29 protein-coding genes are annotated in these 26,734 nt (G+C 73.8%); 14 read left to right on the top strand and 15 right to left on the bottom strand.

What is annotated here, in order from left to right; translation table 11 throughout:
* Positions 1–467 precede the first annotated feature (467 nt).
* Complete coding sequence (locus tag PO879_RS08385) at positions 468–1,886, top strand: choice-of-anchor B family protein (protein WP_278234461.1); 1,419 nt, start codon at positions 468–470, stop codon at positions 1,884–1,886.
* A gap of 70 nt (positions 1,887–1,956) precedes the next feature.
* On the opposite strand, the gene PO879_RS08380 is transcribed toward PO879_RS08385, so the two are convergent.
* From PO879_RS08380 to PO879_RS08370, 3 genes are all read right to left on the bottom strand, one after another.
* Positions 1,957–2,400, bottom strand: coding sequence for a hypothetical protein (locus tag PO879_RS08380; protein WP_278234460.1), 444 nt, complete (start codon positions 2,398–2,400; stop codon positions 1,957–1,959).
* An 89-nt stretch (positions 2,401–2,489) separates the two neighbouring features.
* On the bottom strand, positions 2,490–2,879 hold the full coding sequence (locus tag PO879_RS08375) for a VOC family protein (protein ID WP_278234459.1): 390 nt from the start codon (positions 2,877–2,879) through the stop codon (positions 2,490–2,492).
* Entirely contained in the window at positions 2,876–3,169 is a 294-nt protein-coding gene (locus PO879_RS08370) for a metalloregulator ArsR/SmtB family transcription factor (protein ID WP_278234458.1), read from the bottom strand. The genes PO879_RS08375 and PO879_RS08370 overlap by 4 nt, the downstream gene beginning before the upstream one ends.
* Before the next feature lie 143 nt (positions 3,170–3,312).
* Here PO879_RS08370 and PO879_RS08365 point away from each other — a divergent pair, with 143 nt between their 5' ends.
* A complete protein-coding gene (locus PO879_RS08365) occupies positions 3,313–3,684 on the top strand; it encodes a VOC family protein (RefSeq protein ID WP_278234457.1) in 372 nt (123 codons plus the stop codon).
* 9 nt (positions 3,685–3,693) lie between these two features.
* Here the strand turns inward: PO879_RS08365 and PO879_RS08360 are convergent, their stop codons facing one another.
* From PO879_RS08360 to adhP, 7 genes are all read right to left on the bottom strand, one after another.
* Positions 3,694–4,554, bottom strand: coding sequence for a phosphotransferase (locus PO879_RS08360; protein WP_278234456.1), 861 nt, complete (start codon positions 4,552–4,554; stop codon positions 3,694–3,696).
* A 4-nt stretch (positions 4,555–4,558) separates the two neighbouring features.
* Positions 4,559–5,059, bottom strand: coding sequence for a GNAT family N-acetyltransferase (locus tag PO879_RS08355; protein ID WP_278234455.1), 501 nt, complete (start codon positions 5,057–5,059; stop codon positions 4,559–4,561).
* A 51-nt stretch (positions 5,060–5,110) separates the two neighbouring features.
* On the bottom strand, positions 5,111–7,507 hold the full coding sequence (locus PO879_RS08350) for an excinuclease ABC subunit UvrA (protein WP_278234454.1): 2,397 nt from the start codon (positions 7,505–7,507) through the stop codon (positions 5,111–5,113).
* 4 nt (positions 7,508–7,511) lie between these two features.
* Positions 7,512–7,922 (bottom strand): VOC family protein, encoded by a 411-nt coding sequence (locus PO879_RS08345; protein ID WP_278234453.1) that lies wholly within the window; start codon positions 7,920–7,922, stop codon positions 7,512–7,514.
* A gap of 10 nt (positions 7,923–7,932) precedes the next feature.
* On the bottom strand, positions 7,933–8,376 hold the full coding sequence (locus PO879_RS08340) for a helix-turn-helix transcriptional regulator (protein WP_278234452.1): 444 nt from the start codon (positions 8,374–8,376) through the stop codon (positions 7,933–7,935).
* Positions 8,377–8,449: 73 nt separating this feature from the next.
* A complete protein-coding gene (locus PO879_RS08335) occupies positions 8,450–9,088 on the bottom strand; it encodes a YitT family protein (protein ID WP_278234451.1) in 639 nt (212 codons plus the stop codon).
* A 196-nt stretch (positions 9,089–9,284) separates the two neighbouring features.
* Entirely contained in the window at positions 9,285–10,313 is a 1,029-nt protein-coding gene (gene adhP / locus PO879_RS08330) for an alcohol dehydrogenase AdhP (RefSeq protein WP_278234450.1), read from the bottom strand.
* A 168-nt stretch (positions 10,314–10,481) separates the two neighbouring features.
* Between adhP and PO879_RS08325 the strand changes: the two genes are divergently transcribed.
* On the top strand, positions 10,482–10,820 hold the full coding sequence (locus tag PO879_RS08325; protein ID WP_278234449.1) for a metalloregulator ArsR/SmtB family transcription factor: 339 nt from the start codon (positions 10,482–10,484) through the stop codon (positions 10,818–10,820).
* Entirely contained in the window at positions 10,817–11,242 is a 426-nt protein-coding gene (locus tag PO879_RS08320; protein ID WP_278234448.1) for an SRPBCC domain-containing protein, read from the top strand. The genes PO879_RS08325 and PO879_RS08320 overlap by 4 nt, the downstream gene beginning before the upstream one ends.
* Here the strand turns inward: PO879_RS08320 and PO879_RS08315 are convergent.
* Entirely contained in the window at positions 11,191–12,159 is a 969-nt protein-coding gene (locus PO879_RS08315; protein ID WP_278234447.1) for a methylenetetrahydrofolate reductase, read from the bottom strand. The genes PO879_RS08320 and PO879_RS08315 overlap by 52 nt on opposite strands.
* A gap of 171 nt (positions 12,160–12,330) precedes the next feature.
* Here PO879_RS08315 and PO879_RS08310 point away from each other — a divergent pair, with 171 nt between their 5' ends.
* Complete coding sequence (locus tag PO879_RS08310; RefSeq protein ID WP_278234446.1) at positions 12,331–13,482, top strand: ThuA domain-containing protein; 1,152 nt, start codon at positions 12,331–12,333, stop codon at positions 13,480–13,482.
* 54 nt (positions 13,483–13,536) lie between these two features.
* On the opposite strand, the gene PO879_RS08305 is transcribed toward PO879_RS08310, so the two are convergent.
* Positions 13,537–14,922, bottom strand: a complete 1,386-nt coding sequence (locus PO879_RS08305; RefSeq protein ID WP_278234445.1) for an NAD-dependent malic enzyme — start codon at positions 14,920–14,922, stop codon at positions 13,537–13,539.
* A 120-nt stretch (positions 14,923–15,042) separates the two neighbouring features.
* Here PO879_RS08305 and PO879_RS08300 point away from each other — a divergent pair, with 120 nt between their 5' ends.
* A complete protein-coding gene (locus PO879_RS08300; protein WP_278234444.1) occupies positions 15,043–15,945 on the top strand; it encodes an aminoglycoside phosphotransferase family protein in 903 nt (300 codons plus the stop codon).
* On the opposite strand, the gene PO879_RS08295 is transcribed toward PO879_RS08300, so the two are convergent.
* Entirely contained in the window at positions 15,888–17,246 is a 1,359-nt protein-coding gene (locus PO879_RS08295) for an MFS transporter (protein WP_278234443.1), read from the bottom strand. The two genes, PO879_RS08300 and PO879_RS08295, sit on opposite strands and share 58 nt — an antisense overlap.
* 71 nt (positions 17,247–17,317) lie before the next feature.
* On the opposite strand from PO879_RS08295, the gene PO879_RS08290 reads away from it, so the two are divergent.
* Positions 17,318–18,346 carry a helix-turn-helix domain-containing protein gene (locus tag PO879_RS08290; RefSeq protein WP_278234442.1) on the top strand — a complete coding sequence of 343 codons (1,029 nt, stop codon included), beginning with the start codon at positions 17,318–17,320 and terminating at the stop codon, positions 18,344–18,346.
* A 3-nt stretch (positions 18,347–18,349) separates the two neighbouring features.
* On the opposite strand, the gene PO879_RS08285 is transcribed toward PO879_RS08290, so the two are convergent.
* Positions 18,350–19,369 (bottom strand): LLM class flavin-dependent oxidoreductase, encoded by a 1,020-nt coding sequence (locus PO879_RS08285; protein WP_278237489.1) that lies wholly within the window; start codon positions 19,367–19,369, stop codon positions 18,350–18,352.
* Between the two features lie 77 nt (positions 19,370–19,446).
* Here PO879_RS08285 and PO879_RS08280 point away from each other — a divergent pair, with 77 nt between their 5' ends.
* From PO879_RS08280 to PO879_RS08260, 5 genes are all read left to right on the top strand, one after another.
* The gene (locus tag PO879_RS08280) at positions 19,447–20,238 is read left to right on the top strand and encodes an alpha/beta hydrolase (RefSeq protein WP_278234441.1); all 792 of its coding nucleotides are present in this window, start codon (positions 19,447–19,449) and stop codon (positions 20,236–20,238) included.
* Positions 20,239–20,310: 72 nt separating this feature from the next.
* Positions 20,311–20,808, top strand: coding sequence for a GNAT family N-acetyltransferase (locus PO879_RS08275; protein WP_278234440.1), 498 nt, complete (start codon positions 20,311–20,313; stop codon positions 20,806–20,808).
* A 121-nt stretch (positions 20,809–20,929) separates the two neighbouring features.
* Positions 20,930–22,387, top strand: coding sequence for a tyrosine-type recombinase/integrase (locus PO879_RS08270; RefSeq protein WP_278234439.1), 1,458 nt, complete (start codon positions 20,930–20,932; stop codon positions 22,385–22,387).
* 106 nt (positions 22,388–22,493) lie between these two features.
* On the top strand, positions 22,494–23,519 hold the full coding sequence (locus PO879_RS08265; protein WP_278234438.1) for a DNA-binding protein: 1,026 nt from the start codon (positions 22,494–22,496) through the stop codon (positions 23,517–23,519).
* Complete coding sequence (locus PO879_RS08260) at positions 23,519–24,376, top strand: alpha/beta hydrolase (protein WP_278234437.1); 858 nt, start codon at positions 23,519–23,521, stop codon at positions 24,374–24,376. The genes PO879_RS08265 and PO879_RS08260 overlap by 1 nt, the downstream gene beginning before the upstream one ends.
* A gap of 45 nt (positions 24,377–24,421) precedes the next feature.
* Here PO879_RS08260 and PO879_RS08255 read toward each other — a convergent pair whose 3' ends face one another.
* Positions 24,422–24,979 (bottom strand): Lrp/AsnC family transcriptional regulator, encoded by a 558-nt coding sequence (locus PO879_RS08255; RefSeq protein ID WP_278234436.1) that lies wholly within the window; start codon positions 24,977–24,979, stop codon positions 24,422–24,424.
* 131 nt (positions 24,980–25,110) lie between these two features.
* Here PO879_RS08255 and ald point away from each other — a divergent pair, with 131 nt between their 5' ends.
* Together ald and PO879_RS08245 are read left to right on the top strand one after the other, a co-directional pair.
* The gene (ald, locus tag PO879_RS08250; protein WP_278234435.1) at positions 25,111–26,223 is read left to right on the top strand and encodes an alanine dehydrogenase; all 1,113 of its coding nucleotides are present in this window, start codon (positions 25,111–25,113) and stop codon (positions 26,221–26,223) included.
* A 28-nt stretch (positions 26,224–26,251) separates the two neighbouring features.
* A complete protein-coding gene (locus PO879_RS08245; protein ID WP_278234434.1) occupies positions 26,252–26,692 on the top strand; it encodes a hypothetical protein in 441 nt (146 codons plus the stop codon).
* Positions 26,693–26,734: the final 42 nt, after the last annotated feature.

Below are 26,734 nucleotides of genomic sequence, written 5' to 3'. Positions count from 1 at the left end.
GCAGGAATCCGGGCCTCAGACCCTCTCGAGCCGCTCGCCGGTCCGGATCGCCCGTATCCGCCTCCTGCGCGCTGCCTCGACATCGTGACCCGGATCCGTCGCGCGGCGTGCCGCGCGCGACGACGGGACGACGGTGACCCGGTCGAACGCCCGGCCCGGCACGACGTCCGGTCGGATGTCGCGACCGCGACCCGTTCCCCGGACGACCCGCGGGCGCCGCCCGAGACGCCGCGCGGGTGCAGGTACGTGCCGGACCTTGCGTCCCCTTGAACTCCGCACCTCTCCCCTGGCGTGCGAGCGAGATTGCTTGACCGCAGCATGAACGATGCATCTGGATACATCCTGGTGACATCCAGGAAGCATTGCGCTGGTAGTCATGACGTGCACGTCTGTTCGGAATGATCACTCGTCGGAGAGGTATCAACATGTCAGGCAGAAAGTCACTCAGGGCGGCTACCGCGGCCCTCATGGTGGGTGGGCTCCTTCTCGGAGGGGCCTCGGTCGCCGGGGCACACCCTGGCCACGACTTCAGCGGCGACAGCAAGCCGTTCAAGGAGCGCTACTTCGACAACGGCGTCGTCGGCGACGTCAGCCCTGGCGGCGTGCCGATGGAGGCGCTGTCGGGTGAGCGGTGCGAGGACGGCATGGCCGCGGACCTCTTCCCGTGCCACAAGGTCGACCTGGCCTCCTTCACTCCGCTGCAGGACCTGGACTCCACGTTCCTCAACGACCTGTGGGGTTGGGAGGACGAGGTCACCGGCATGCAGCTGGCGATCGTCGGCACCTACGAGGGCACCGCGTTCGTCGACGTCACCGACGGCGAGAACCCGGTCCTGCTCGGGACGCTGGGCGCGGTGGACCCCGGCGACTCGGGCAACACGTGGGGCGACGTCCGCGTCTTCGAGGACACCGCCTACATCGTCACCGAGTCGATCGACCTCAGCACCTATAACCCGGCCACCGGCTACCTCGAGGGCAACGGCGTCCAGATCGTCGACCTGACCCAGTTCCGCGGCGTGACCGAGGAGATCGAGGTCGTCGAGGAACCGCGCATCACCGACTTCACCCAGAGCCACAACGTCTCGATCAACACCGAGACGGGCCGGATGTACGTCGTCGGCGCGGTGTACTCGGTCAAGAACGAGTGCGCCGTCGCAGGGTCTGCGCCGGTGTTCAGCGGCTCCGGCGGCGCGATCGTCTACGACCTCAACGGCGACCCGGCCGCGCCCAGCCTCATCGGCTGCCTCAACGAGGACGGGTACACCCACGACATCCAGTGCGTGGTCTACGAGGGCCCGGACGAGGACTACCAGGGCCGCGAGATCTGCATCGGGTCCAACGAGGACACCGTCACGCTGTACGACGTCACGGACATCGACAACCCCGTGGTGCTGTCCCGGCTCGACTACGAGGCGGCTGCCTACACCCACCAGGGCTGGCTCAGCGAAGACCACCGGTTCTTCTTCCTCGGTGACGAGCTCGACGAGCTCTACGGCACCACCCCGGAGCGCACCACCTACATCTGGGACTTCGCCGACCTCGACGACGCCGAGCTCATCGGCATCCACGGCGACGGCAACTCGTCGATCGACCACAACATGTTCGTCAAGGACGGGCTGCTGTACCAGTCCAACTACACCTCCGGGCTGTGGATCTACGACACCTGGAAGGCCGACCAGGGTCGGGTGACGTCGCGCGGCTTCTTCGACGTCTTCCCGTCCGACGACCGGACGGAGTTCTTCGGCACCTGGGGCAACTACCCCTACTTCGGTGACGGGAAGGTCGTCGTGACCAGCAGCGACGAGGGCCTGTTCGTCCTGCAGTCGCGGGCCAAGAGCTCCTCGCAGAACAACGGCAAGGGAGTCTCGCCGGCGTCCGCGCTGTGACAGGCACCGGGCGATGAACGCCGCGGGGGTCGGGCCGTGTACGGTCCGGCCCCCGCGGCGTTCGTGCTGCTCAGTCCGTCCGTGCGAGGTCGAGCACGAAGTCGGTGCGCCACGTGGTGCCGCCGTCGTCCGACGCCTGCCAGCGACCCGTGATCCGGTCCGGCGCCACCTCGGCGACGAAACGCTGGAACATGTCGTCGTCCTCGCGGTTCAGCGTCCAGCGCCCGTCGCCGAAGTCCATGGCGAAGACGCGGCTCACGCCGCGCTCGTCGTGGTAGAGCGCCGTGTAGGCGTCGAGCACGTCGTGGTGCCCGAGGGCCAGGCTCATCGCGCTGCCGGCGGCGCCGTCACCCGGCGTCGTCCACCGGCAGAGCACGAAGGCGTCGTGCCACCACTCGATCGTCGTGGTCCCGACGACGGGCTGCTCGGCAGGTTCCAGGAACCACGCGTCGTGCATCGTGGTCCGCCAGGTCCCGGTCAGTGCGTCGAGGCGCTGCATGGGTCCGCTGCGCATCGATCCTCCTCCGCTCGTTCGTGGGCCCTCGTCCTCGTGGACGACGGCGGCGCCCCGGACTCATCGGCTCTCGGGCCCTGGGTGGAGGATCAGACGTCCATGGCGGCGATCTGGACCAGGTTGCCGCACGTGTCGTCCAGCACGGCGGTGGTCACCGGGCCCATCGACAGCGGCTCCTGGGTGAACCGCACGCCGAGGTCGCGCAGGCGCTCGTGCTCGGCGTGCACGTCGTCCACGGCGAACTGGGCCGCGGGGATCCCGTCGGCCACCAGGGCGGCCTTGAACGGCCCGACGGCGGGGTGGTCGGACGGCTCCAGGAGCAGCTCGGGGCCGTCGGGATCCTGCGGCGACGCCACGGTGAGCCAGCGGTTCTCCCCCGTCGGGACGTCGTGCCGGACGACGAAGCCGAGAGCTTCGGTGTAGAACCGGCGGGCGACCTCCTGGTCGTCGACGAAGATGCTCGTCAGGTGGATCCTCATGATGCGTCCTTCCGCTCGTCGGGCACGGGCCACCGCTCGACGATCTGTCGCAGCGGTGAGGTGTCGAGGTCGTGGAACTTGTACCGACCTTCGCGGCGCGTGGTGACGAGCCCCGCCGACTCGAGCACGGCCAGGTGTTGCGAGACCGCCTGGCGGGACATCGACAACCCGTGCTTCATGGTCAGCCGCGTGCAGATCTCGAACAGCGTCTGTCCGGACTGCTCGGCGAGCTCGTCCAGGATCGTGCGCCGCGTCGGGTCGGCCAGCGCCTTGTAGAGGTCCTCGGCCACGGATCGAGCATAGGCAAGTGCGCGCTTGCCTGTCTAGAGCAGCGAGACCACGCCGCCGCTCCCCTGCCTGGTTGCGAGACGGCGACCGTCACGGACGATGGGACCGGTCGACGTCACCGGACACCTCTCGACAGGAGCCAGCCATGGACCTCGGAGCCTTCTCCGTCAGCCTCGCCCTGCAGGACCTGGACGCGTCCCGGCACTTCTACGAGCGGCTCGGGTTCACCGTCTTCGGCGGCGACGCCGAGCAGAACTGGCTCATGCTGCGCAACGGGGACCACGTGATCGGGCTGTTCCAGGGCATGTTCGAGCGCAACATCCTCACGTTCAACCCCGGATGGGACCAGCAGGCGCGTCCCGTGGGCGAGTTCACCGACGTGCGCGAGCTGCAGCGCCAGGTGCGGGAGGCCGGGGCCGAGCTCGAGACCACGGCCGACGAGGCGACGACCGGGCCGGCGAGCTTCGTGCTCATCGACCCCGACGGCAATCCCGTGCTCGTCGACCAGCACGTCTGACGCCGCTGGTCACGCCCCGCTCCGGCGCAGCGCACGCTGCGCCCGCGCCACGGTCCGGGCGAGCTCGTCGTCCGGTCGGTCCTGGAGCAGGGCGAAGGCGACGACCTGCAACGGGAAGGTGCCGGCGAAGCTCCGGGCGCGGCGCACGGTGTCCGGGTCCGCGAGCGCCCCGGCCGCCGACCAGAGGTCGAAGGAGGCGGCCACCGTGGCGACGTCCTCGGCGGGGTCCTCGCGCGCGGTGAGGTCCCAGTCGAGCACCGCACCGTTCCGGTCGCCGTGCCACAGCACGTTGGTGCTGCCGAGGTCGCCGTGGTTCACCGTGCGGGGCGCGTGCTCGACGGCGGCGAGCGCGTCGATGCGTCGGACGGCATCGCCCTGCAGGTCGGCGTCGAGCAGGGGGACGACGCGGTCGCGGAGGGTCGCTTCCCAGTCCTCTCCCCCGCAGAACGCCCGACGCGGCGCGAGGTGCGGCTCGAGCGGGTCTGCGTCGATCTCGTGCACGGCGTCGAGCACCTCGCGCAGGGCGCCGGCGTCGGGGCGGGTGGTCGGCTGGGGGCTGCCGTGCAGGCGGTGGGTCGCGAGGGCGGTGTATCCGTCGATCTTGACGGGCGCGGCGAGTGACCGGGGCACGTCGAACGGCAGGTCGGGCAGGGCGTCCACGAGTCGTTGCGCCCGGAGCACTTCTCCCCCGGCCTGCTGTTGTCGTGCGATGCGGACCGCCGCGCGGTCGGTCAGCGCCACCAGGGTGTTGGACCCGTGCTCGACCCACTCGACGTCGCGCGCCGGCGGGCCGACGTCCGCGAGCGCCGCGGCGACGAGGGCGTCCAGCGTCGGCTGGTCGGGGCGCGGGTAGCGGGTCTCGTGCGCCACCGGGTCACGCCTCCGGGGTCCGCACCATGCGCAGGTCGGTGACGCCGTCGGCGACGGTGGTGGCGCCGTCCGGGGTGAAGCCGTGCTTGCGGTAGAAGGCCTGGGCGCGCGGGTTGGGCTCGGCGACCCAGAGTGCCGCGGACTCCTCCGGGCCGATCACGGCCTCCAGCAGCCCGGGGCCCGCTCCGGTGCCGTGGTGGGCGGCGTCGAGGTAGAGCACGAACAGCTGGCTCGACCAGGCGGCGTCGTCGTCCACGGGTGGGCCGGACATCGCGATGCCGACGATCTCGTCGTCGGCGGTCGCGACGGCCGTGCGGTGTCCGCGGTCGTCCTGGACCGCCAGCACGTGGGTCCACAGCCGTTCGCGGGCGTCGACGAACCCGGGGTCGTCGAGCACGTGGTCGGGCATCAGCCCGCGGTAGGTCTGCTGCCAGCAGCGCACGTGCACACGGGCCATCGCCGTGGCGTCGTCGGGGCGTGCGGGGCGGACCCGGGGCGAGCTCATGCGCCGACCGTACCGGCCGCCGGGCGCGCTGGGCCGCGCCCGGCGGTGGGGTCATCCGCCGGTGACGACGTAGTCGGCCAGGTGCCGACCGGTCAGGGTGGACCGGTCGGCGACGAGCTCGGCCGGGGTGCCCTCGAAGACGACGCGACCGCCGTCGTGCCCGGCGCCGGGGCCGAGGTCGACGAGGTGGTCGGCGTGGGCCATGACCGCCTGGTGGTGCTCGATGACGACGACCGTCTTGCCGGCGTCGACGAGCTGGTCGAGCAGCGCCAGGAGGTTCTCGACGTCGGCCAGGTGCAGTCCGGTGGTGGGTTCGTCGAGCACGTAGGTGCCGCCGGAGTCCCCCTTGTGCATGGCGAGCTTGAGCCGCTGGCGCTCTCCCCCGGACAGGGTGTTCAGCGGCTGGCCGAGGTGCAGGTAGCCGAGTCCGACGTCGCGCAGGTGGGTCAGGGTCGTCGCGACGGCCGGGACCCGGGCCTCGCCGGAGGAGAAGAACGCGTGGGCCTCGGTGACGGACAGGTCGAGGACGTCGGCGATGTTCTTGCCGCCCAGGGTGTGGTCGAGCACCTCGGCCATGAAGCGGCGCCCGCCGCAGTCCTCGCAGGGTGTCTCGACGGTCTCCATGAAGCCGAGCTCGGTGTAGATGCGCCCGTTGCCCTTGCAGGTGGGGCAGGCGCCCTCGGAGTTGGCGCTGAACAGGGCGGGCTTGACGCCGTTGGCCTTGGCGAAGGCCTTGCGGACCGGTTCGAGCAGGCCGGTGTAGGTGGCGGGGTTGGAGCGCCGCGAGCCCTTGATGGTGCCCTGGTCGACCACGACGACGCCGTCACGGCCCGCGAGGTTGCCGTGGATCAGCGAGCTCTTGCCCGACCCGGCGACGCCGGTGACGACGGTGAGCACCCCGGTGGGGATGTCCAGGTCGATCCCCTGCAGGTTGTTCTGCCTCGCCCCGCGGATCTCCAGGGCGCCGGTGGGCTCGCGCACGGTGTCCTTGAGGCGGGCGCGGTCGTCGAGGTGGCGGCCGGTGAGGGTGTCGCTGGCGCGCAGCCCGTCCACGGTGCCCTCGTAGCAGAGCGTGCCGCCGTCGGACCCGGCCCCGGGCCCGAGGTCGACGACGTGGTCGGCCACGGCGATGGCCTCGGGCTTGTGCTCGACGACGAGCACGGTGTTGCCCTTGTCGCGCAGGTCGACCAGCAGCTCGTTCATGCGGGCGATGTCGTGCGGGTGCAGGCCGATGGTGGGCTCGTCGAAGACGTAGGTGACGTCCGTCAGGGCCGAGCCGAGGTGGCGGATCATCTTGACGCGCTGCGCCTCTCCCCCGGACAGGGTGCCGGCAGGCCGGTCCAGCGAGAGGTAGCCGAGCCCGATCTGGACGACGGAGTCGAGCAGGGCCACCAGGTGGGCGACCAGAGGTGCGACCCCGGGCTCGTCGACGCCGCGCACCCAGTCGGCGGCGTCGGTGATCTGCATCCGGGCGACGTCGGCGATGGTGGCGCCGTGCACGGTGGCCGAGCGGGCTGCCTCGTTGAGTCGGGTGCCCCCACAGGCCGGGCAGGGGCCGAACACGGCGGCGCGCTCGACGAAGCGGCGCACGTGGGGCTGCAGCGAGGCGGGGTCGCGCGAGAACATCGACTCGCGCAGCTTCGGGATGAGGCCTTGATAGGTCATGTTCATGCCCAGGGCCTTGATCTTGCCCTTGTCCCGGTACAGGAAGTCGTGCCGCTCGGTGTCGCTGTAGTCGCGCACCGGCTTGTCGGGGTCGACGAAGCCGGACTCGGAGAAACCGCGCACCATCCAGCCGTCGGCCTTGTAGCCGGGCACGAGGATGGCGCCCTCGTTGAGCGACCTCGACTCGTCGACGATGACGGACAGGTCGAGGTCGGACACGGTGCCACGGCCCTCGCACCCGGGGCACATGCCGCCCAGGTAGACCTGGTCGCGGACCACGGTCTTTTCGGTCGTGCCGCCGGCCCGGTCGGTCGTCATCACGCCGCTGGCCCTCGAGGTGGGCACGTTGAAGCTGAACGCCGTCGGCGGGCCGACGTAGGGCTCGCCGAGACGGCTGAACAGGTGGCGCAGCATCGCGTGGGCGTCGGTCACGGTGCCCACGGTCGAGCGGGCGTTGGCCCCGAGCCGCTCCTGGTCCACCAGGATCGCGGTGGTGACGCCCGACAGGTCGTCGACGTCCGGACGCGGCAGCGACGGCATGAACCCCTGCAGGAACGTCGAGTAGGTCTCGTCGATCAGGCGCCGTGACTCGGCCGCGACGGTGGCGAACACCAGCGAGCTCTTGCCCGACCCGGACACGCCGGTGAACACCGTCAGACGGCGCTTGGGGATGTCGACGTCGATCTCGCGCAGGTTGTTCTCGCGGGCGCCGCGCACGCGGATGACGTCGTGGGCGTCGGCCGGGTGGACGCCGGCGGCGGTGGTCCCGGTGCGGGTCGCCATCGGCTCAGCCGACCTCGTCGATGCGCACCATGTTGCCCGCGGGGTCGCGGAAGGCGCAGTCGCGCACGCCCCACGGCTGCTCGGCCGGCTCCGAGACGACCTCGACCGCCGCGCCGGCGATCCGGGCGAAGGCGGCGTCGAGGTCCGAGGTGGCCAGGATGATCGACTGGTAGCTGCCCTTGGCCATCAGCTCGGTGATGGTGCGGCGCTCGTCGTCGCTGATGCCCGGGTCCGCGGCGGGCGGGGCGAGCACCAGGCGCACGTCGGGCTGGGACGGCGACACGAGCGTGAGCCAGCGCATCTCGCCGGAGCCGACGTCCTGGACCAGCTCGAAGCCCAGCAGGTCGCGGTAGAAGGCCAGCGACGCCTCGGGGCGGGTGTGTGGCAGGAACGTGGTGTGAATGCGGATGTCCATACCGGTCACGCTAGACATCCGGCGACGGCGGCGCTTCTCGATTCCTGATCGGCCGGTCCACCTGCCTGGTCACGCACGAGGGCAGCTCGCCGGCCGGCGCGGTGCGGGCCCGACGGCGGTACTCCCCCGGCGGCATGCCCACGAGCTCGCTGAAGCGGGTGGTGAAGGTGCCCGGCGAGGACGAGCCGACGGCGAAGCACACCTCGGTCACGCTCAGGTCGCCGCGGCGCAGCAGCGCCATCGCCCGCTCCACGCGCCGGGTCATCAGATAGCTGTAGGGCGACTCGCCGTAGGTCTCCTTGAACCGGCGCGACAGGTGCCCCGCCGACATGCCCACCCCGGCCGCGAGCGCCGGCACGTCCAGCGGCTGGGCGTGGTCGCGGTCGATGCGGTCGCGCACGCGGCGCAGCAGCGCGAGGTCGGCCAGGTGCTCCTCAGCGGCGCGGCGGGTCATGTCCCGATCCTGCCAGTGCCGGCGGCGCACGCGCGCACTGCCCGCGGGCGTCCGGGCGGGGCGCGTCAGGGGCTCAGTAGCCGGTGTAGCGCCCGGGACGGTGGTTCATGGCCAGCACGAGGTTGAGCAGCACGGCGCCGAGGGCGGACACCAGCACGGTGGTGGCCGGCACGACGGCGAAGGCGGCCAGCACGACGGCGGTGTCCAGGGCCATCTGGACGTACCCGGCGCGCCAGCCGAGGCGCTCCTGGGCGATGAGGGCGACGATGTTGAACCCGCCGAGGCTGGAGCGGTGCCGGAACAGGATGAGCAGGCCGACCCCGGCCAGGGCGTTGCCGGCCAGGACGCCGTACAGCGGTGGCAGGTCCACGGTGCCGAACACGGCCGGGTGCAGCACGGAGAAGCCGGAGACCAGGGCGATGGCGGCGCCGGTGCGCAGGGTGAAGCTCCAGCCCTTCTTGGTGATCGCCAGCAGGAAGAACGGCAGGTTCACCGCGGCGAACAGCACGGCGAAGGGCAGCGGGGCGACGTAGCTGACCAGCAGCGACAGTCCGGCGGTGCCGCCGGTGACGGCCGAGACGGACTCGAGCAGGAACAGTCCGAGGGAGACCACGAAGGTGCCGGTCAGGATGCCGAGGGCGTCCTCGAACGGGGTGTGCTTGACGGCGGTGGGGGCGGTCGGCTGGTCGGCGGGCGCGGGCGGCGTGGTCATCGGCGGGTCGGGTCCTCGTGGGTCCGTGGGCGGGCAGGGGCACGGGGTGGCCGTGCGCGTGCCATGGTGCCACGTGCCGTGGGCGCCACGTGCCGCGGCCAGGACGGCGTCCGGACCCGCCGCAGGGGTCGGCGGGTCCGGACGTCGGGTCCGGCCGGGCGCGGAGGGGAAGGTGCGCCCGGCGTGCTGCGCGGCCTCAGCCGCGCATGTCCATCACGACGCGGCCGTCGATGGCGCCGGCCAGCATCTCGTCGAAGATCTCGTTGATGTCGCCCAGGGGGCGCACCGTGTAGGTCGGGTCGACCTCGCCGCGGGCGAAGAAGTCCAGCGCCTCGGCCATGTCGGCGCGGGTGCCGACGATGGAGCCGCGCACGGTCAGGCCGAACAGCACGGTGGAGAAGATGTCCAGGCCGAACTCCTCCGGCGGCAGGCCCACCAGGGACACGGTGCCGCCGCGGCGCAGCCCGCCGACGGCCTGGCCGAAGGCGCGGCCGGCCACGGCGGTGACGAGACCGCCGTGCGCTCCCCCGCCGGTGACCTCCTGGATCCTGGCGGTGACGTCGGGCTCGGTGGCGGCGTTGACGGTGGCCTCGGCGCCGTGCCGGCGGGCCAGGGCGAGCTTGTCGTCGGCGACGTCGACGGCCACGACCCGCATGCCCATGGCGCGCGCGTACTGCACGGCGATGTGGCCCAGTCCGCCGATGCCGGAGACGAGGACCCACTGGCCGGGCCTGACCTCGGACTGCTTGAGGCCCTTGTACACCGTGACCCCGGCGCACAGGATCGGGGCGGCGGCGGCCAGGTCGACGCCGGCGGGGATGATCGGGGCGAAGCGCGCGTCGACCAGCATGTACTGGCCGAAGGAGCCGTCGACGCTGTAGCCGCCGTTGGTCTGGTGCGGGCACAGGGTCTCGCGGCCGGTCTCGCAGAACTCGCACTCGCCGCACGCGCTCCACAGCCAGGCGTTGCCGACGGTGTCGCCCACGGCCAGGCGGGTGACGTCGTCGGCCACGGCGACGACCTCGCCGACGCCCTCGTGGCCGGGCACGAACGGCGGGGCGGGCTTGACCGGCCAGTCGCCGTGGGCGGCGTGCAGGTCGGTGTGGCACACGCCGGAGTACAGGACCTTGACCAGCGCCTGGCCGGGACCGGGCTCCGGCAGGGCGACGTCGGTGATCTCCAACGGCGCGGCGAACTGGGTGACGACGGCTGCCTTCATGCTCATGGTGACCTCCTAGGGTCGCGCCGGGGCGATGTCTCGGGAGGTGCCCGCCGCTGCCGTGCGGCGGCTCCCCGGCTCCACGACGAGTCTATCGCTTGTGGTCAGACCATAGGCCCCGGAACGGTGTGGAATGCGCCACGTCTATCGGTTGCTGTAGAGTAACGGTTACTGATGAGCAACCTTGTGTCCGCCCACGCCGTGCTCGACGCCCTCGGAGACCCGACCCGTCGGCAGATCGTCGAGCGCCTGGGCCACGGCCCCCGTCCGGTGGGCGCGCTGGCCGACGCGCTGCCCGTGGGGCGGCCCGCCGTCAGCAAGCACCTGCGCGTGCTGACCGACGCCGGGCTGGTGCGGCACACCGCCGTGGGCACGCGACACCTGTACTCCCTGGCGCCGGCGGGCCGCGACGCCGTCCAGGCGTGGCTGACCGAGCAGTGGGGCGAGGTCCTGGGGGCCTTCGCCGAGCACGTCGAGACCCTCGAGCACGCCGACCAACGGAGGTCACCATGAATATCGAACCCGTCGTGCGCCAGGTCGTCGTGCCCTGCCCACCGGCACGGGCCCACCGCCTGTTCGTCGACGACATCGGCACCTGGTGGCCGCTGGGCGAGCACGGCGTCTTCGGCGCGGGCGGCACCGTGACCGTGACCGAGGGGCGCATCGTCGAGACCGGCCCGGACGGGCGCACCGCCGTGTGGGGCACGCTCACCGACGTCGCCGAGCCCGGCCTGCTGGCCTTCACCTGGCACCCCGGCGCCCCGCCCGAGGCCGCGACCCACGTCCGGGTCACCTTCGCCGACGACGGCGCCGGGGGCACCCGGGTCGAGCTCGTGCACACCGGATGGCCGGCGCACCGGGACCCCCGCGCCGCGCGGGAGGCCTACGACCGTGGCTGGCCCGGCGTGCTGGCGGCGCTGGCCGCCGCCGCCTGAGCCCCGTCCCCCGCGCCGAGGCGGTCGCGCAGGTGCGCGGCCAGGCGCACCGACGCCTCGATCTCGGCGCGTCGGATGGAGACCGACTCCACGTTGAACCCGAACGGGATCCGGTGCCGCGTGCAGAACTGGGCCAGGTCCTCGGCGATCGCCACGCACTGGTCGTAGCTGGTGGCCAGCGGGTCGTCGGTGTGCCGCAGGTCGTTGCGCATCCAGGTCGGCACGTGCACCCCCAGCCACTCCAGGAAGGCCAGGGTGCGCTCCGAGCCGCACACCGACAGCGTGAACACCACCGGCACCGTCGTGCTGCCCGCGTCGCCGCAGGCGTAGTGGTAGTCCGAGACCATCGACTTGGCCGCCCCGACGTCGTAGACGACCTGGGTGACGAAGAAGCTCGCCCCGGCCGCCTGCTTGGCGCGCATGCGCTCGTGCTCTCCCCCGCGCGAGGCGTGCCGCTCGGGGATCGCCACCCCGCCGGTGGCCAGGTCCGGCGCGTGCTCGCGGCGCAGCCGCCAGGCCTCGGGCAGCGTGGTGCGCACCGCGCTGTCCGAGGAGGAGGCCCCCACCAGCACCGTGCGCACGCGGCGGGCGTCCTGGGCGGCGAACCAGTCCGCCAGCGCCCGCGGGTCGTGCTTGCCGGCGCTGCGGTAGACGATCACCGGCCGGTCCCAGGAGCCCAGGTGCTCCTCGGCGAAGTCCCCCGGGTCGAGGGTGGGCAGGTAGGGGAAGGGCCGCTCGTGCGGGTTGCGGTCGGACTCGTCGTCGATGTCGTAGATCACCAGCGCGTCCAGGTCCAGGTCGCGCAGGCGCGCGCAGGTGCGCTCGGCGATGCGGCGGGCCTCGGCCGGCTCGGTGGACCGCCGCGGCGGGGTGACGGCGAACAGCAGCCACGGGCGGGACGGGGCGGCGTCGGACATGCGTCCACGCTAGCGGCGCCCGCCCGGCGGCGCCCGGTACCCCGCGGCCCGGCACGCTCGCGCGGCACTTTCGCTGCTGGTCGACAGACTTGTGACCGCTGCGGCTGACAAAGTCCGTCGACGCCGATAAGTTGAGCGGACGAGATCAATTCGTCTGCGCAAAGGAGCGTCATGACTTCCTCGACCCGTTCGCGCCGCCTCGTCGCGGCGTCCGCCACCGGCGCCGTCGCCGTGGGCCTGTGCGCCGCGGCCACCGCCCCGGCCGCCGCCGCCGAGCACGAGCTGGAGGAGATCCTCGTGGTCGGCAAGACCCTGGGGTTCCGGCACTCGCACATCGACGAGACCACCCACGCCCTGATCGACCTCGGCGCCGAGCACGGCTTCGACGTCGACGTGTGGGACCCGCCCAACGACTCCGGTGGCTGGTGGGGCCCCGGCTCGCCCGGTCAGCCCGACCTGACGATGGACACCACCCCGTTCACCACCGCCGCCGACCTCGAGCAGTACGACTCGATCGTGTTCGTCTCCCCGGTGGACAACACCAACAACCTCGACCCCGACCAGCCGCGACTGCTCGACGACGCCGAGCTCGCCGCGCTGCAGGGCTACGTCCACGACGGCGGCGGCGTGGTGGGCATCCACGCCGCCACCGACACGATGCACACCTCGAGCTGGTTCACCGACCTCATCGGCGGCGGGGCGCGGTTCGCCGGGCACCCCCAGCAGCAGACCGCCACCATGCGCGTGGAGAACCCGGCGCACCCGTCCATGCTCGACGTGCCCACCGCCTGGGAGCGCTGGGACGAGTGGTACAACTACACGCTCAACCCCCGCGGGGAGGTCCAGGTGCTGATGACCCTGGACGAGTCCACCTACGACGGCGGCAGCATGGGCGCCGACCACCCGATCGCCTGGTGCCAGAACTTCGAGGGCGGGCGCTCCTGGCACCAGGGCGCCGGGCACGTCGACGAGTCCTGGTCCGACCCGACCTTCCTGACCTCGGTGCTGCGCGGCATCCGGTGGACCGCCGGCACCGTCAGCGGCGGCGGGGACTGCGTCACCTTCGGCGAGGTCGACGCGCTGGTGGCCGAGCTGCCCGCCGACACGGCCCGCGACCGGGTCGCGCTGACCCAGCTCGAGCAGCGCCTGGACACCGCGCGCGAGCACGCCGAGGCCGGCGAGCACGACGACGCGGTGCGCACCCTGCGCCCCGCCCGCGCCCTGGCCGGCGCCCTGGTCGCCGACGACGCCGCGGCCGAGCACCTGGCCGGCAAGGTCGCCGACCTGATCACCTGGCAGCAGGCCGTGGCCACCACGTCCTGACCCCGCCCCTCGTCAGGCAGGGCCGGCGCCTCGCACCCGGCCGGGTGCGGGGCGTCAGTCCTGCCCGGTGACCGTGCGCACCGCCTCGGCCACCGCCTCGGCCACGCGGTGGTCGAACACGCCGGGGATGACGAACGCGCTGTTGAGCTCGTCGTCGGCCACCACCCCGGCGATCGCCAGCGCCGCGACCCGCATCAGCTCGTCGGTGATCTCGGTCGCCCCGGAGTCCAGCAGCCCGCGGAACAGCCCCGGGAAGGCCAGCACGTTGTTGATCTGGTTGGGGTGGTCGCTGCGGCCGGTGGCCACCACCGCCGCGTGCTCCGAGGCCTCGACGGGGTCCACCTCCGGGGTGGGGTTGGCCAGCGCGAACACGATCGCGTCGTCGGCCATGCGGGCCACGTCGGCCCCGGTGAGGATGTCGCCCGCCGAGACGCCGACGAACACGTCGGCGCCCACCAGGCCCTCGCGCAGCGTGCCGGTGAAGCCCTCGGGGTTGGTGTGCTCGGCGATCCAGGTGCGGTGCGGGTCGTCCTGCGGCGCGCCGGGGCGCAGCGCGCCGGAGCGGCCGAAGGCGACGATGTGCTCGGCGCCCTGGGCGCGCAGCAGCCGCACGATCGCGTTGCCGGCCGCGCCCACGCCGGAGACGACGATGCGCACCCGCGAGATGTCCTTGCCCACCACCTTCAGCGCGTTGACCAGGGCGGCCAGCACCACGATCGCGGTGCCGTGCTGGTCGTCGTGGAACACCGGGATGTCCAGCTCGGCGCGCAGGCGCGCCTCGATCTCGAAGCAGCGCGGGGCGGCGATGTCCTCGAGGTTGACTCCCCCGTACACCGGGGCGATCGCCTTGACGATCGCGACGATCTCGTCGGTGTCGGTGGTGTCCAGGCACACCGGCCAGGCATCGACCCCCGCGAACTGCTTGAACAGCGCCGCCTTGCCCTCCATCACCGGCAGCGCCGCGGCCGGGCCGATGTCGCCCAGGCCCAGCACCGCGGTGCCGTCGGTGACGACGGCGACCGTGTTGCGCTTGATCGTCAGCCGGCGCGCGTCGTCGGGGTTGTCCGCGATCGCGGTGCACACCCGCGCCACCCCGGGGGTGTAGGCCCGCGACAGGTCCCGGCGGGTCTTGATCGGCGACTTCAGCGCCACCTCGATCTTGCCGCCCAGGTGCAGCAGGAACGTCGAGTCCGACCACTTGAGCACGTGCACGCCCTCGATCTCCTCCAGCGCCGCCGCCACCCGCTCGCCGTGCTCGGCGTCGACGGTGTCGCAGGTGACGTCCACCACCAGCCCGTGCGAGGTCGAGTGGGCGATGTCCACGCCGGTGACCGCCGCACCGGTGTCGGCCACGGCCGCCACGACGGTGCTCGAGGCCCGCTGCGAGGCCGGGACCTGCACGCGCAGGGTGATGGTGTAGCTGGGGCTGGGCAGTGCCACGGTGCATCCTTCCGCGGCGGCGACGGTGCCGCCCGGTCGAGAACGGGTCGAGGGCCCCAGTATGGCGCGTCGACCAGCGCGGACGTCGCCCCCGCACCGGGCGGTGGTTATCGTGCCCCGGTGACACCCCAGCAGCAGGACCTCGACACCGTCGTGCACGAGCTCGTGGCCGCGTGGCTGGGGCCCGTCCGCGTCGTGGCGGAGCACTCCTCGGGCCTGCTCGGGACCCGCGTGTGGCAGGTCCGGGCCGACGACGGCACCCGGGCGGCCGTCAAGCGCTACGCCGGCGCCGACCGCCACTTCGAGCGCGAGCTGGCCGCGCACACCCAGGTCCTGGCCGACATGACTGACCAGGCCGCCCACGCCGACCAGGCCGACCAGGACCGCTTCCCGCGGCTGCTCGGCGCCGACCGCGACCACCGCCTGCTCGCGCTCGCCTGGCTCCCGGGCCGACTCGTCGAGCACCAGCCGGCCGAGGAGCTGCCCGAGACCTACCGGCAGGCCGGGACGCTGCTGGCCCGGCTGCACGCGGCCGGCTCGCGCGTGGACGGCGACTGGGAGGCGGCCGAGCACTCCCGCGCCCTGGGCCTGCTCGCGGCCGAGCACCGCATCGCCCCGGCGACCGTCGCCCGCCTGCGGGCGGCCCTGGCCCGGCACGAGCACCCGCCGGTCCGGGTGGTGCCCACCCACGGCGACTTCCACCCGCGCAACTGGGTCGTCGACGAGGACGGGACCGTGCGCCTCATCGACTTCGGGCGCCACGCCTGGCGTCCGCCCGTCACGGACCTGGCGCGCCTGGACGCCCAGCAGCTCGCCGGCCGGCCGGACCTGACCGCCGCGTTCGTCGAGGGCTACGGCACCGACCTCCGCCGCGGGCCCGGCTGGCGGCGCGTGCGCCTGCGCGAGGCGATCGCCGCGGCGGTCTGGTCCCACCGGGTCGGGGCGTCGTCGCTGGAGGCGCAGGGTCACCGGATGATCGCCGCGGCGCTCGCGGACGAGGAGGCGGCCGGGGCCATCGGCTGACGGCGGATCAGCGCGCTGGCGGCCGCCGCCAGGGCGCACAGGACCGCCACGGCGACGAACGCCGGGGCGTAGGAGCCCGTCAGGTCGCGCACGACGCCGGCGCCCAGCGCGGCCCCGGCGGCCCCGACCTGGTGGGCGCCGGTCAGCCAGGCGAACACCACGGCGCCGTCGAGGCCGAAGTACTCCCGGCACAGCGCGACCGTGGGCGGCACGGTGGCCAGGTCCAGCAGGCCGAAGGAGACGGCGAAGACCACCAGCGCGGGGGTGAGGTCCGGCCCGAGCAGCACGGGCAGCGCCGCCAGGCTCACCGCCCGCAGGGCGTAGGTGCCCGTGAGCAGCAGGCGCGGGTCCACCCGGTCGGTGCCCCACCCGGCCGCGACCGTGCCGGCCACGTTGACCGCCCCCATCACCGCCAGCAGCGTCGAGGCGAGCGCGGGGCCGAGCCCGACGTCGGCGGCCGCCGGCACGAAGTGGCTCATCATCACCCCGTTGGTCGAGGCCCCGCACACCGCGAAGGTGACCACCACGAGCCAGAACGGACCCGTGCGTGCCAGGCGCGCCAGCGCGGCCAGGCTGCGGCGCACGGCACCCGGGGCCGGGTCCGCCGCCCGGGGCGCCGACGCGGCCGCCGACGGCGCCCCCACCGAGGCGCGGCGATCGGGGCGGTCGGCTCCGGGCCGGTCGCGCAGCAGGCCGGCAGCGGCCAGCGCCACCGCCCCGGCCACGCCGGCCACGACCCAGGTCGCCGCCCGCCAGCCCGCCGTCGTGGTCAGCCCGGCCAGCACCGGCAGCAGCACCATGCCGCCGAACATCGTCCCCGACGTCAGCAGGCCGGTGACCAGCCCCCGGTGCCGGGTGAACCACCGCTCGGCCACCAGCGCGCCGAAGGCGGTGGCGATCGCGCCGCAGCCCAGGCCCACCAGCACGCCCCAGGCCAGCACGAGCTGCCACGGGGCGGTCACGGCCGTGGTCGTGACGGCGCCGCCGGCCACGAGCAGCAGGGCCGCCACGGCGACACGGCGCACGCCCAGGCGGTCCGTCGCCGCCGCGGCGAACGGCGCGGTGAGCCCGTACAGCACCGTGTTGACCGCGATCGCGACCGAGATCGTGCCGTAGGACCAGCCGAGCTCTTCGTGCAGCGGGCCCACGAGCAGGTTGGGCAGGCCGACGAACACCCCGGCGCAGACGATGACCACGAACGCGGTGGCGGCCACGACCACCGCGCGGGTCACCGGTGGGCCCGCCGTCGGCGGCGAGGTCACGGGGTGCGGTGCAGGACGGGAGCGTCGTCGGAGTGCCATGGCTCCACGGTGCGCGGCGGGCGACCTGCCCCACGAGTGGCCAGAAGGTCAGGTGATGAAAGAATCGGGCCATGTCCGTCCAGCCGGGATCCGGTCCCGCCCGCCGGGCCGACGCCGTCTCCCGGCCCCACCGCGTCGCCGTGCTGGTCCGTCCCGGAGTGATGCCGCTCGAGCTCGGCCTGTGCCACCAGCTGTTCGGCCGGGCCCGCGACGCGGACGGCCGCGCGCTGTACACCGTGACCACGTGCGCGCCCGCACCCGGTCCCGTGCCGACCGACGCCGACTTCACGGTGGACGTCGCCGCCGGGCCGGAGGCGCTGGCCGCGGCGGACACCGTCGTCGTGCTCGCCTCCCACGCCCCGGGCGAGACCGAGACCACCGGCACGCTGGGCCCCGACCTGGCCGCCGCCTGGGACCGGGTGCGACCCGGTGCGCGGCTGGCCTCGATCTGCACCGGCGCGTACGTGCTCGCCGCCGCCGGCGTCCTGGACGGCCGGCGCGCCACGACGCACTGGAACTCCGCCGCCGACCTGGCACGCCGCTTCCCCGCCGTGCAGGTCGACCCCGACGTGCTGTTCGTCGACACCGGCGACGTGCTCACCTCCGCCGGCGAGGCGGCCGGCATCGACCTGTGCCTGCACCTGATCCGGCGCGACCACGGCGCGGCGGTGGCCAACGACGTCGCCCGTGCCGCCGTCGTGCCGCCGTACCGCGAGGGCGGGCAGGCGCAGTACATCCCGCGCCCCGCCGCCTCCCCGCACGGGCCCGTGACGGCCTCGGCCCGCGCCTGGGCGCTGGACCGCCTCGACCAGGACCTCTCGCTGGCCTCCTGGGCCGCCGCCCAGGCGCTGAGCGTGCGCACCCTGACCCGCCGCCTCGCCCAGGAGACCGGGCTGTCGCCCTGGCAGTGGCTGACGGCCCAGCGCGTGGCCCGCGCCCGCGAGCTCCTCGAGAGCACCGACCTGTCCGTCGACCGGGTGGCCGCCCAGGTCGGGTTCGGCACGGCGGTGTCCCTGCGCACCCACCTGCACGAGCGCCTCGGCGTGACGCCGTCGGCCTACCGGGCCACGTTCCGCGGCCCGGCGGCCAAGTCGTCCTGACGGTCAGCGCCAGCCGAGCTGCGGGGCCACGTGCCGCACCACGTTGTCGATGACGTGAGCGTTGTAGTCCACCCCGAGCTGGTTCGGCACCGTCAGCAGCAGCGTGTCCGCCGCCGCGACGGCCGAGTCCTCGGCCAGGTCCGCCACGATCTGGTCGACCTCGCCGGCGTAGGTCTTGCCGAACCGGGCCCGGCCGCCGTCGAGCATCCCCACCTGGTCCGTCGACCCCGTCTGCATCCCGAAGTAGGCGCGGTCGCGGTCGTCGGTGATCGGGAAGACCGACCGGGACACCGACACCCGCGGGGTGTGCGCGTGACCGGCCGCCGCCCACGCGTCGCGGAACCGCTGGATCTGCTCGGCCTGCAGCTCGTGGAACGGCACCCCCGTGTCCTCGGTCAGCAGCGTCGAGCTCATGAGGTTCATCCCCTGGGTCGCGGCCCACTCGGCGGTCGCCCGCGACCCCGCACCCCACCAGATGCGCTCGCGCAGCCCCGGCGAGTGCGGCTCCAGGCGCAGCAGGCCCGGCGGGTTGGGGAACATCGGGCGCGGGTTCGGCTCGGCGAACCCCTCGCCCGTCAGCAGCTCCAGGAACCGCGCGGTGTGCCGGCGCGCCATGTCCGCGTCCGACTCCCCCGGGGCCGGGACGTGGTCGAAGTGCCGGTAGCCCTCGATCACCTGCTCCGGGCTGCCGCGCGAGATGCCGAGCTGCAGCCGCCCGCCGGCGATGAGGTCCGCCGCGCCGGCGTCCTCGGTCATGTAGGCCGGGTTCTCGTAGCGCATGTCGATCACGCCCGTGCCGATCTCGATCCGACGCGTGCGCGCACCGACTGCGGCCAGCAGCGGGAACGGACTGCCCAGCTGCCGGGCGAAGTGGTGCACCCGGAAGTACGCGCCGTCGGCCCCGAGCTCCTCGGCCGCCTCGGCCAGCTCGATCGACTGGTGCAGCACGTCCGCCGCGCTGCGGGTGGCCGAGGACGGGTGGTCGGTCCAGTGACCGAAGGACAGGAAACCGATGTGCTTCATGTCCATGACAACCGATGGACCGGCGCGACATTCCCGGCCCGGGTGCGACCGGCACCCCGTGCTCCTAGCGTGGGGGCATGCTGCTCGCCCACGACATCGCCGGCACCGGCCCGCACGTCGTCCTGCTGCACGCCGGCGTCGCCGACCGGAACATGTGGGACCCCGTCATGCACGGGCTGACCCAGGTCTTCCGCGTGCTGCGGCCCGACCTGCGGGGGTTCGGCGAGACTCCGCTGCCCGCCGAGGACTACGTCGACGCCGACGACGTCGCCGAGGTCATGGACGCCTGCGGCATGGACGACGCCGTCGTGGTCGGCAACAGCCTCGGCGGACGCGTCGCTCTCGAGCTCGCTACCCGCCACCCCGCCCGCGTGCGCGAGCTCGTGCTGCTCTCGCCGGCCTACCCCGACCTGCCGCCCAGCGACGCCCTGCACGACTTCATCGCCCGCGAGGAGACCCTGCTCGACGCCGGCGACCTCGAGGCCGCCGTCGCGCTCAACGTCGACACCTGGCTCGGGCCCGCCGCCGACGACGACACCCGGGCCGCGCTGGCACGCATGCAGCACCGTGCCTTCGACATCCAGCTCGCCGCCGAGGCGGACGCGGACGTCCGCGGCGCCGCCGTCGGCACCCCCCGACCCGTACCGATCGACCTCGACCAGATCCACGTGCCCACTCTGGTCGTCTCCGGTGCCCACGACCTCGACCACTTCCGCGCCGTCGCCGAGCGCCTCGTGGCCGCCCTGCCCAGCGCCGAGCACCTCGACCTCGACTGGGCGGGCCACCTGCCCACCCTGGAGAACCCCGACGCCATCGAGCCGCTCCTGCTCGACGTGCTGCGCGACGACCCCACCGTGCACGCACCGTGACGCCACCCCTCCCCCGCGCGGGTCGGTGTCCGCGGCAACCGGTGCGAAACACGGCTGGACGATGATGCCCGGATGAACATCGCCGTCGACTCCCCCGCCCGCGACGACGTCCGTGCCCTGCTGGACGAGCACCTGACCGAGATGCGCGCCACTTCGCCCGAGGAGTCCGTCCACGCCCTCGCCCCGGCGGCGCTCACGGCCCCCACCATCACGTTCCTCACCGCCCGCAGCGACGAGACCGGCGCCCTGCTGGGGTGCGGGGCCCTCAGCGAGCTCGCCCCGGGCCCGGGCGGGCACGGCGAGATCAAGTCGATGCGCACCGCCCGGAGCGCTCGAGGGCTCGGAGTCGCCACCCGGTTGCTGGGCGAGCTGCTCGCCCTGGCCGCCGAGCGCGGCTACGAACGGGTGAGCCTGGAGACCGGCTCGGAGCAGTTCTTCGCCCCGGCACGGCGGATCTACACCCGCCACGGGTTCGTCGAGTGCGAGCCGTTCGCCGACTACGTGCCCGATCCGAACAGCGTTTTCATGACGTTCGCCTTGCCTGTCCCGCCTCCTGAGGGCGATCGCTGAGCAGTCGTCGGGCCGCCATCACCGGGTTGCCCGCTGAAAGCGTCCGTGACACGCCGACATGGGTGACTCTGACCTGCGTCGGTGCAGGTCATCGCCGTGCCCGGACCAGTAGTCTCCCCCCATGGCCTACACGGAGAAGCGCACCGGAACCGGCGGCACGACGTCGTACGTGGGGCGCTTCCGGATCGACGGCCGCCTGCGCAGCACCCGGGCGTTCCGGGCCCGGCGCGACGCGCTGGCCGAGGCACGCCGGGCCGAGGAGGCAGGCAAGCGCGGCGACTGGGTCGACCCGAGGTCCGGCATGCTCACCGTGGCCGAGTGGTTCTCCGCGTGGCAGGCCGCCCGCGCGGACCGCGCCCCCCGCACCCTGGAGTCCGAGCGCGAACGGTTCCGCTCCCTGGTCGCCCCCACCTTCGGCGAGGAGCCGCTGCGCCGGGTGACGCACGACGACGTCGCCCGCTGGGCGGTCGAGATGCGCGGCCCCGGACGCACCGAGCCGGCCTCCTCCGCCCGGCGCCGTGACGCGGTGCGGTTGCTGGTGGCGCTGCTGGACGCGGCGGTGGACGCCCGCCGGCTGACGTCGAACCCGGCGCGCACCCCGTCCGGCCGGGTGCCGTCGCTGCCGCGCGCGCCCAAGACCAAGCCGCACCGGTACCTGTCCCACGAGCAGCTGCGCCGGGTGGCCGACGCGACCACGTCCGCCCAGGCGCGCCCGCTGGTGCTGCTGGCCGGGCTGACCGGGCTGCGCTGGGGCGAGGTCTCGGCGCTGCGCACCGGGGACGTGGACCTGCTGCGCCGTCGTGTCATGGTCGAGCGCGCCTACACCCGCCTGGACGACGGCACCCTGCTGCTCGGCAACACCAAGACCCACGCGCGCCGGGAGGTGCCGGTCCCTCGCGTGCTGGAGCCCGAGCTGGCCGACCGGCTCGGCGGCCGCCCGGGCACCGCGCTGCTGTTCACGGCGCGCGACGGCGGCCCGCTGCGCCGCGAGTCCTTCGACCGGCACGCCTTCCGTCCGGCCGTGCGCGCCGCCGGCGCTGCGGTGAGCACGCTGCAGGAGCTGCTCGGGCTGACCGCGACCGGGTTCTACGACACGACGGCCCTGACCGCAGTGCGCCGGGTCCAGGCCGAGCACGAGCTGCCGGTCACCGGGGTCGTGGACCCCGCGACCTGGGCGGTGCTGGTCGCGGCCGACCGCACCCGTCGCGACGGGATGACCCGTGGCGAGAAGATCGCGCGCACCCGTCGCCTCGACGTCGTGGCCCGGGTGACCCTGCGCGCCGGCGCCGAGGACTTCGCCCCGCTGACCCTGCACGACCTGCGGCACACGGCGGCCTCCCTGGCCATCGCCAGCGGCGCGAGCGTCAAGGCCGTCCAGCGCATGCTCGGCCACGAGTCCCCCGTGCTGACGCTGCGTACCTACGCCGGTCTGTTCGAGGACGACCTCGACCGCCTCGGCGAGTCGATGTCCGAGCAGTTCGCGGCGCACGACCCGGCAGACACCGCTCACGATGTGCTCACTGACGGTGCAGAAGCACCTTTTGGCCTGGTCGATCTGACCGCCCGCGTGGCGCGCTGACCTGCAGGAACGACCTCTCTGCGGCATTCCCGCGCATTCCTGCGCACCCGCTTTGGAAAAGCGGGTGTCGGTGTCTTAAGAGTAGTAGGAGGAGTAGTCTGGCATGATGACGCAGACTACTCCGCGGGATCCGGACGTCGAGCCCGAGGCCGCGCGATACTCCGCCGACCCGCCGTCGCCGGAGGCCTCCGGGCCGGCCGCTCCCCCGCCACCGGTCACCGCGCGCGACCGCGTGTTCGCCGCGGCCGACGCCCTGCTCGCCGACGACGAGCCCGTCACGGTCAGCACCGTGCGCGAACGGGCCGGCTGCTCCAACGCCACGGCCACCACCCACCTGCGCGCCTGGCGCGAGGCGCGGGCCGCCGCCGAGGCCGACGCGGCGCGGCTGCCCGAGCTGCCGCGGTCGGTGGAGCTGCTCGTCGAGCGGGGCGTGGCCGGGCTGTGGGGTGCGGCCGTGCGTGCGGCGCGCGAGGAGCACACCGCGCAGGCGACCCGGAAGGACGAGGACCTCGCCACCGCACGCGAGGACGCCGACCGGCTCGCCCGCGCGCTGGACACCGCCCGGGACGAGCGCGACGACGCCCGCGCCGCGCTGTCACGGCTGCGCGACCAGACCTCCGACCGGGTGCAGTCGTTGACCGAGCGGCTCGCGCAGGCCGACGACGAGCGCACGCGGGCCGCGGACGCCGCGCACCGGTCCGCGGGTCAGGTCGACGAGCTGCGCGAGACGCTGCAGCAGCTGCGCAGCCAGGCCGAGGAGCTGCGCAGGGACCTGGCCGCCGCCGTGGCGGCACGGACCGACGCGGCCGAGCAACGTGCCGAGGCGCGGGCCGCGGCCGAGGCCCGGCAGGACGCCCTGGACGAGGCGCGCTCGGCCCTGGAGTCGGTGCGGGCCGACCACCGGCGCGCCGAGGACGAACGGTCGAGCCTGGTCGCCGAGCTGGCGGCGGCCCGTGCCACGGCCGAACGGTCCGCGGCCGAGGTCGGCTCGCTGCGCGAGGAGCTCGCCGCGGCCCGGTCGCGTGCCGAGGAGGCGGTGCACGAGACAGCGGTGCAGACGGCGGCGCGGGCCCGCGCCGAGGGCGAGCTCGCCGGCGTGCGCGCGGCGTCCACCCCCGCGGAGGGGAGCTGATGGCCGCGACGCCGCCGCAGCTGGACCGGACCTTCACCTGGCGCGGGCGCGAGATCGCCTGGACGCGCCTCGGCGCGGGCCCGCCGCTGGTGTTCTGCCACGGGACGCCGTGGTCGTCCTGGCTCTGGGCGCCGTACGCGCAGGCCCTGGCCCACGAGTTCACGGTCTACCTGTGGGACATGCCCGGCTACGGGTCCTCGTCGCACCTCCCGGAGCACGACGTGCACCTCGGGGTGCAGGGCGAGGCCTTCGCGGCGCTGCTGGAGCACTGGGAGCAGGAGGCCGGCACCCGGACCGCCGGCCGGCGTCCGCACGTCGTCGCCCACGACTACGGCGGTGCGGTCGCTCTGCGCGCGGCGCTGCTGCACGGTGCCCGGTACCGCTCGCTGTGCCTGGTCGACGTCGTGGCGCTGCGCCCCTGGGGCTCGCCGTTCTTCACCCTCGTGGGTCGGCACGCGGACGTGTTCGCCGCGCTGCCGACGGCCGTGCACCGCGGTGCGCTGGAGGCCTACGTCCGCAGCGCGGCGTTCCGGCCGCTGGTCGCCGACGACCTGGAGGCGCTGGTCGCGCCGTGGCTCGACGAGGCCGGGCGAGCCGCCTTCTACCGGCAGATCGCCCAGGCCGACGAAGACTGGACGGCGGAGCTCGAGCCGCTGCTGGGGAACCTGGACCTGCCCGTGCACGTCGTGTGGGGCGCCGAGGACACCTGGATCCCGGTCGACCGGGCGCACCGGCTCACCGACGCGCTCGGCGGCGGCCGACCCACGGTGCTGCCCGGGGCCGGGCACCTGGTCCAGCTCGACGCACCGGTCGCGCTGGCGACCGAGCTGCACCGGTGGCTGACGACCGTGCGGTGAGGAGTCGCCAGCGCGACGGCGACACCGGTGGCGCCGGCGACGGCGTCAGTACCAGCCGCCCCGGGTGTGCTGGAAGATCAGGTTCGTCTCGGTCAGCGCCACGCCCGGGTTGGCCGAGAGGTTCTCGATGACGAAGTCGTTGAGCACGTCGGAGTCGGGCGCGGTGACGTGCACGAAGAAGTCGTGCGCCCCGCCGATGAGGTAGACGTCCAGCACGCCCGGCAACCGCGCGAGGTCGCGGGCGAAGGCCGGCAGGTGGGACCGGGCCGCTCCCTGCATGCGCACCGCGATGATCGCCTGCAGGGGCCGGCCGGCCAGCGCGGGGTCGACGTCGGCGTGGAACCCGCGGATCACCCCCTCGTCGCGCAGGCGGCGCACGCGGGTCAGGCAGGTCGACGGGGCGATCCCGACCCGGGCCGCCAGGGCGTTGTTCGGCATGCGGGCGTCCTCGGCCAGCGCCGCCAGCAGGCGGTGGTCGATCCCGTCCAGGCGCACGGTCGCGCGCGCACGACGCTCCAGGCCGGCGCCGCCGTCGACCCGGGACCGAAGATCCTGCGAACGAGGTCCCCCAGACATCCGCGCGGACGAAGATCCGGTGCTCATTCCTCGACCATACCGAAGGTTCCACCGATCCTGCCGTGCATGCCGAACGACGGGGTCACACTGGCAGTGAGCGCCGTCACATCCGGTCGGCGCGTCCGTGCTCGCGAACCGAGCCGACCGAGAGGGCCACGATGGACGTCGCCGTCCCGAAGGAAGTCAAGAACCACGAAGACCGCGTCGCCATCACCCCGGCCGGCGTGCACGAGCTCGCCACACGCGGTCACACCGTGCACGTCCAGGCCGGTGCCGGCCTGGGCGCGGGCATCACCGACGAGCAGTACGCCGCCGAAGGAGCCCGCATCGTCGAGGGCGCTGCCGCGACCTGGGACGCCGGCGAGATGGTGCTCAAGGTCAAGGAGCCCGTGGCCTCCGAGTACGAGCTGCTGCGCGAGGACCTGCTGCTGTTCACCTACCTGCACCTGGCCGCGGACAAGGCCCTGACCGAGGAGCTGCTCGCCCGTCGCGTCACCGCGGTGGCCTACGAGACCGTCCAGCACACCGACGGGTTCCTGCCTCTGCTGGCGCCGATGTCGGAGGTCGCGGGCCGGCTGGCCACGCAGGTCGGCGCCGCCACGCTGCAGAACGCGGCCGGCGGGCGCGGCGTGCTGCTCGGCGGGGTCCCGGGCGTCCCGGCCGCTCAGGTCGTGATCATCGGCGCCGGCACCTCGGGCATGAACGCCGCCCGCATCGCCGTCGGCATGGGCGCCCACGTCACCCTGCTGGACACCAACGTCGACGTGCTGCGCGCCGCGGACCGCGAGTTCGCCGGCCGCGTGCAGACGCTGACCTCCAACCGGCTCAGCCTGCGCCAGGCCGTGCTCGAGGCGGACCTGGTCATCGGCGCGGTCCTGCTGCCCGGGGCCAAGGCCCCCGTGCTCGTGCCGAACGAGCTCGTGGCGCAGATGCGACCCGGCGCGGTGCTCGTCGACATCGCCATCGACCAGGGTGGCTGCTTCGCCGACTCGCGGCCCACCACCCACGACCAGCCCACCTACCCGGTGCACGACACCGTGTTCTACTGCGTGGCCAACATGCCCGGCGCGGTCCCCCGGACCTCCACCTACGCCCTGACGAACGTCACCCTGCCCTACGCGGTGGCGCTCGCCGACTCCGGCTGGCGCGAGGCGCTCGGTGCCGACGCGGCACTGGCGCGCGGGCTGAACACCCACGACGGTCACGTCATGCACGCCGGCGTCGCCGAGGCGCACGGGCTGGACCACCGCGAGGTCGCGGGAGTGCTGTGACCGGGCACCGTCGGCCCGGACCGGTGTCATGAGCCGTCGCGGCACGGGACCCCCGCTGCTCACGCTGGTCGTCCTCGGCGTCCTGGCCGGGTGCCAGGCCACGGGAACCGATGAGCCGCCGGTCGCGGCGTCGTCCTCCGCGTCGGCCCCGGTGGACGATCAGCGCTTCCCCGACGTGCTGGAGGCCGTGGCCGAGTGCGCGGGCACGACCTGCGACCTCGAGGTCACGATCAGCTCGCCGTACGACACCCCGCAGCGGTACGCCGACGGCTGGCGCGTGCTGACCGAGGACGGCGTCGTGCTCGGGGTGCACACCCTGGCGCACGACCACGCGAGCGAGCAGCCGTTCACCCGCACCCAGCGTGGCGTCGAGATCCCGCGGGAGGTCGAGGCCGTCGTCGTCGAGGGGCGCGACCAGGAGCACGGCTTCGGCGGGCGGACCGTGACGGTGACGCTGCCGGACCGGTGAGCCCGCCGCGTACCAGGGGATCCGCCGCGGGCGTCAGCCCAG

It is taken from the genome of Isoptericola sp. AK164 (assembly GCF_029643425.1).
GTDB classification, from domain to species: domain Bacteria; phylum Actinomycetota; class Actinomycetes; order Actinomycetales; family Cellulomonadaceae; genus Isoptericola; species Isoptericola haloaureus.
Note: the sequence above shows the minus strand (reverse complement) of the source record. Positions and strands in the feature narration are given on the sequence as shown.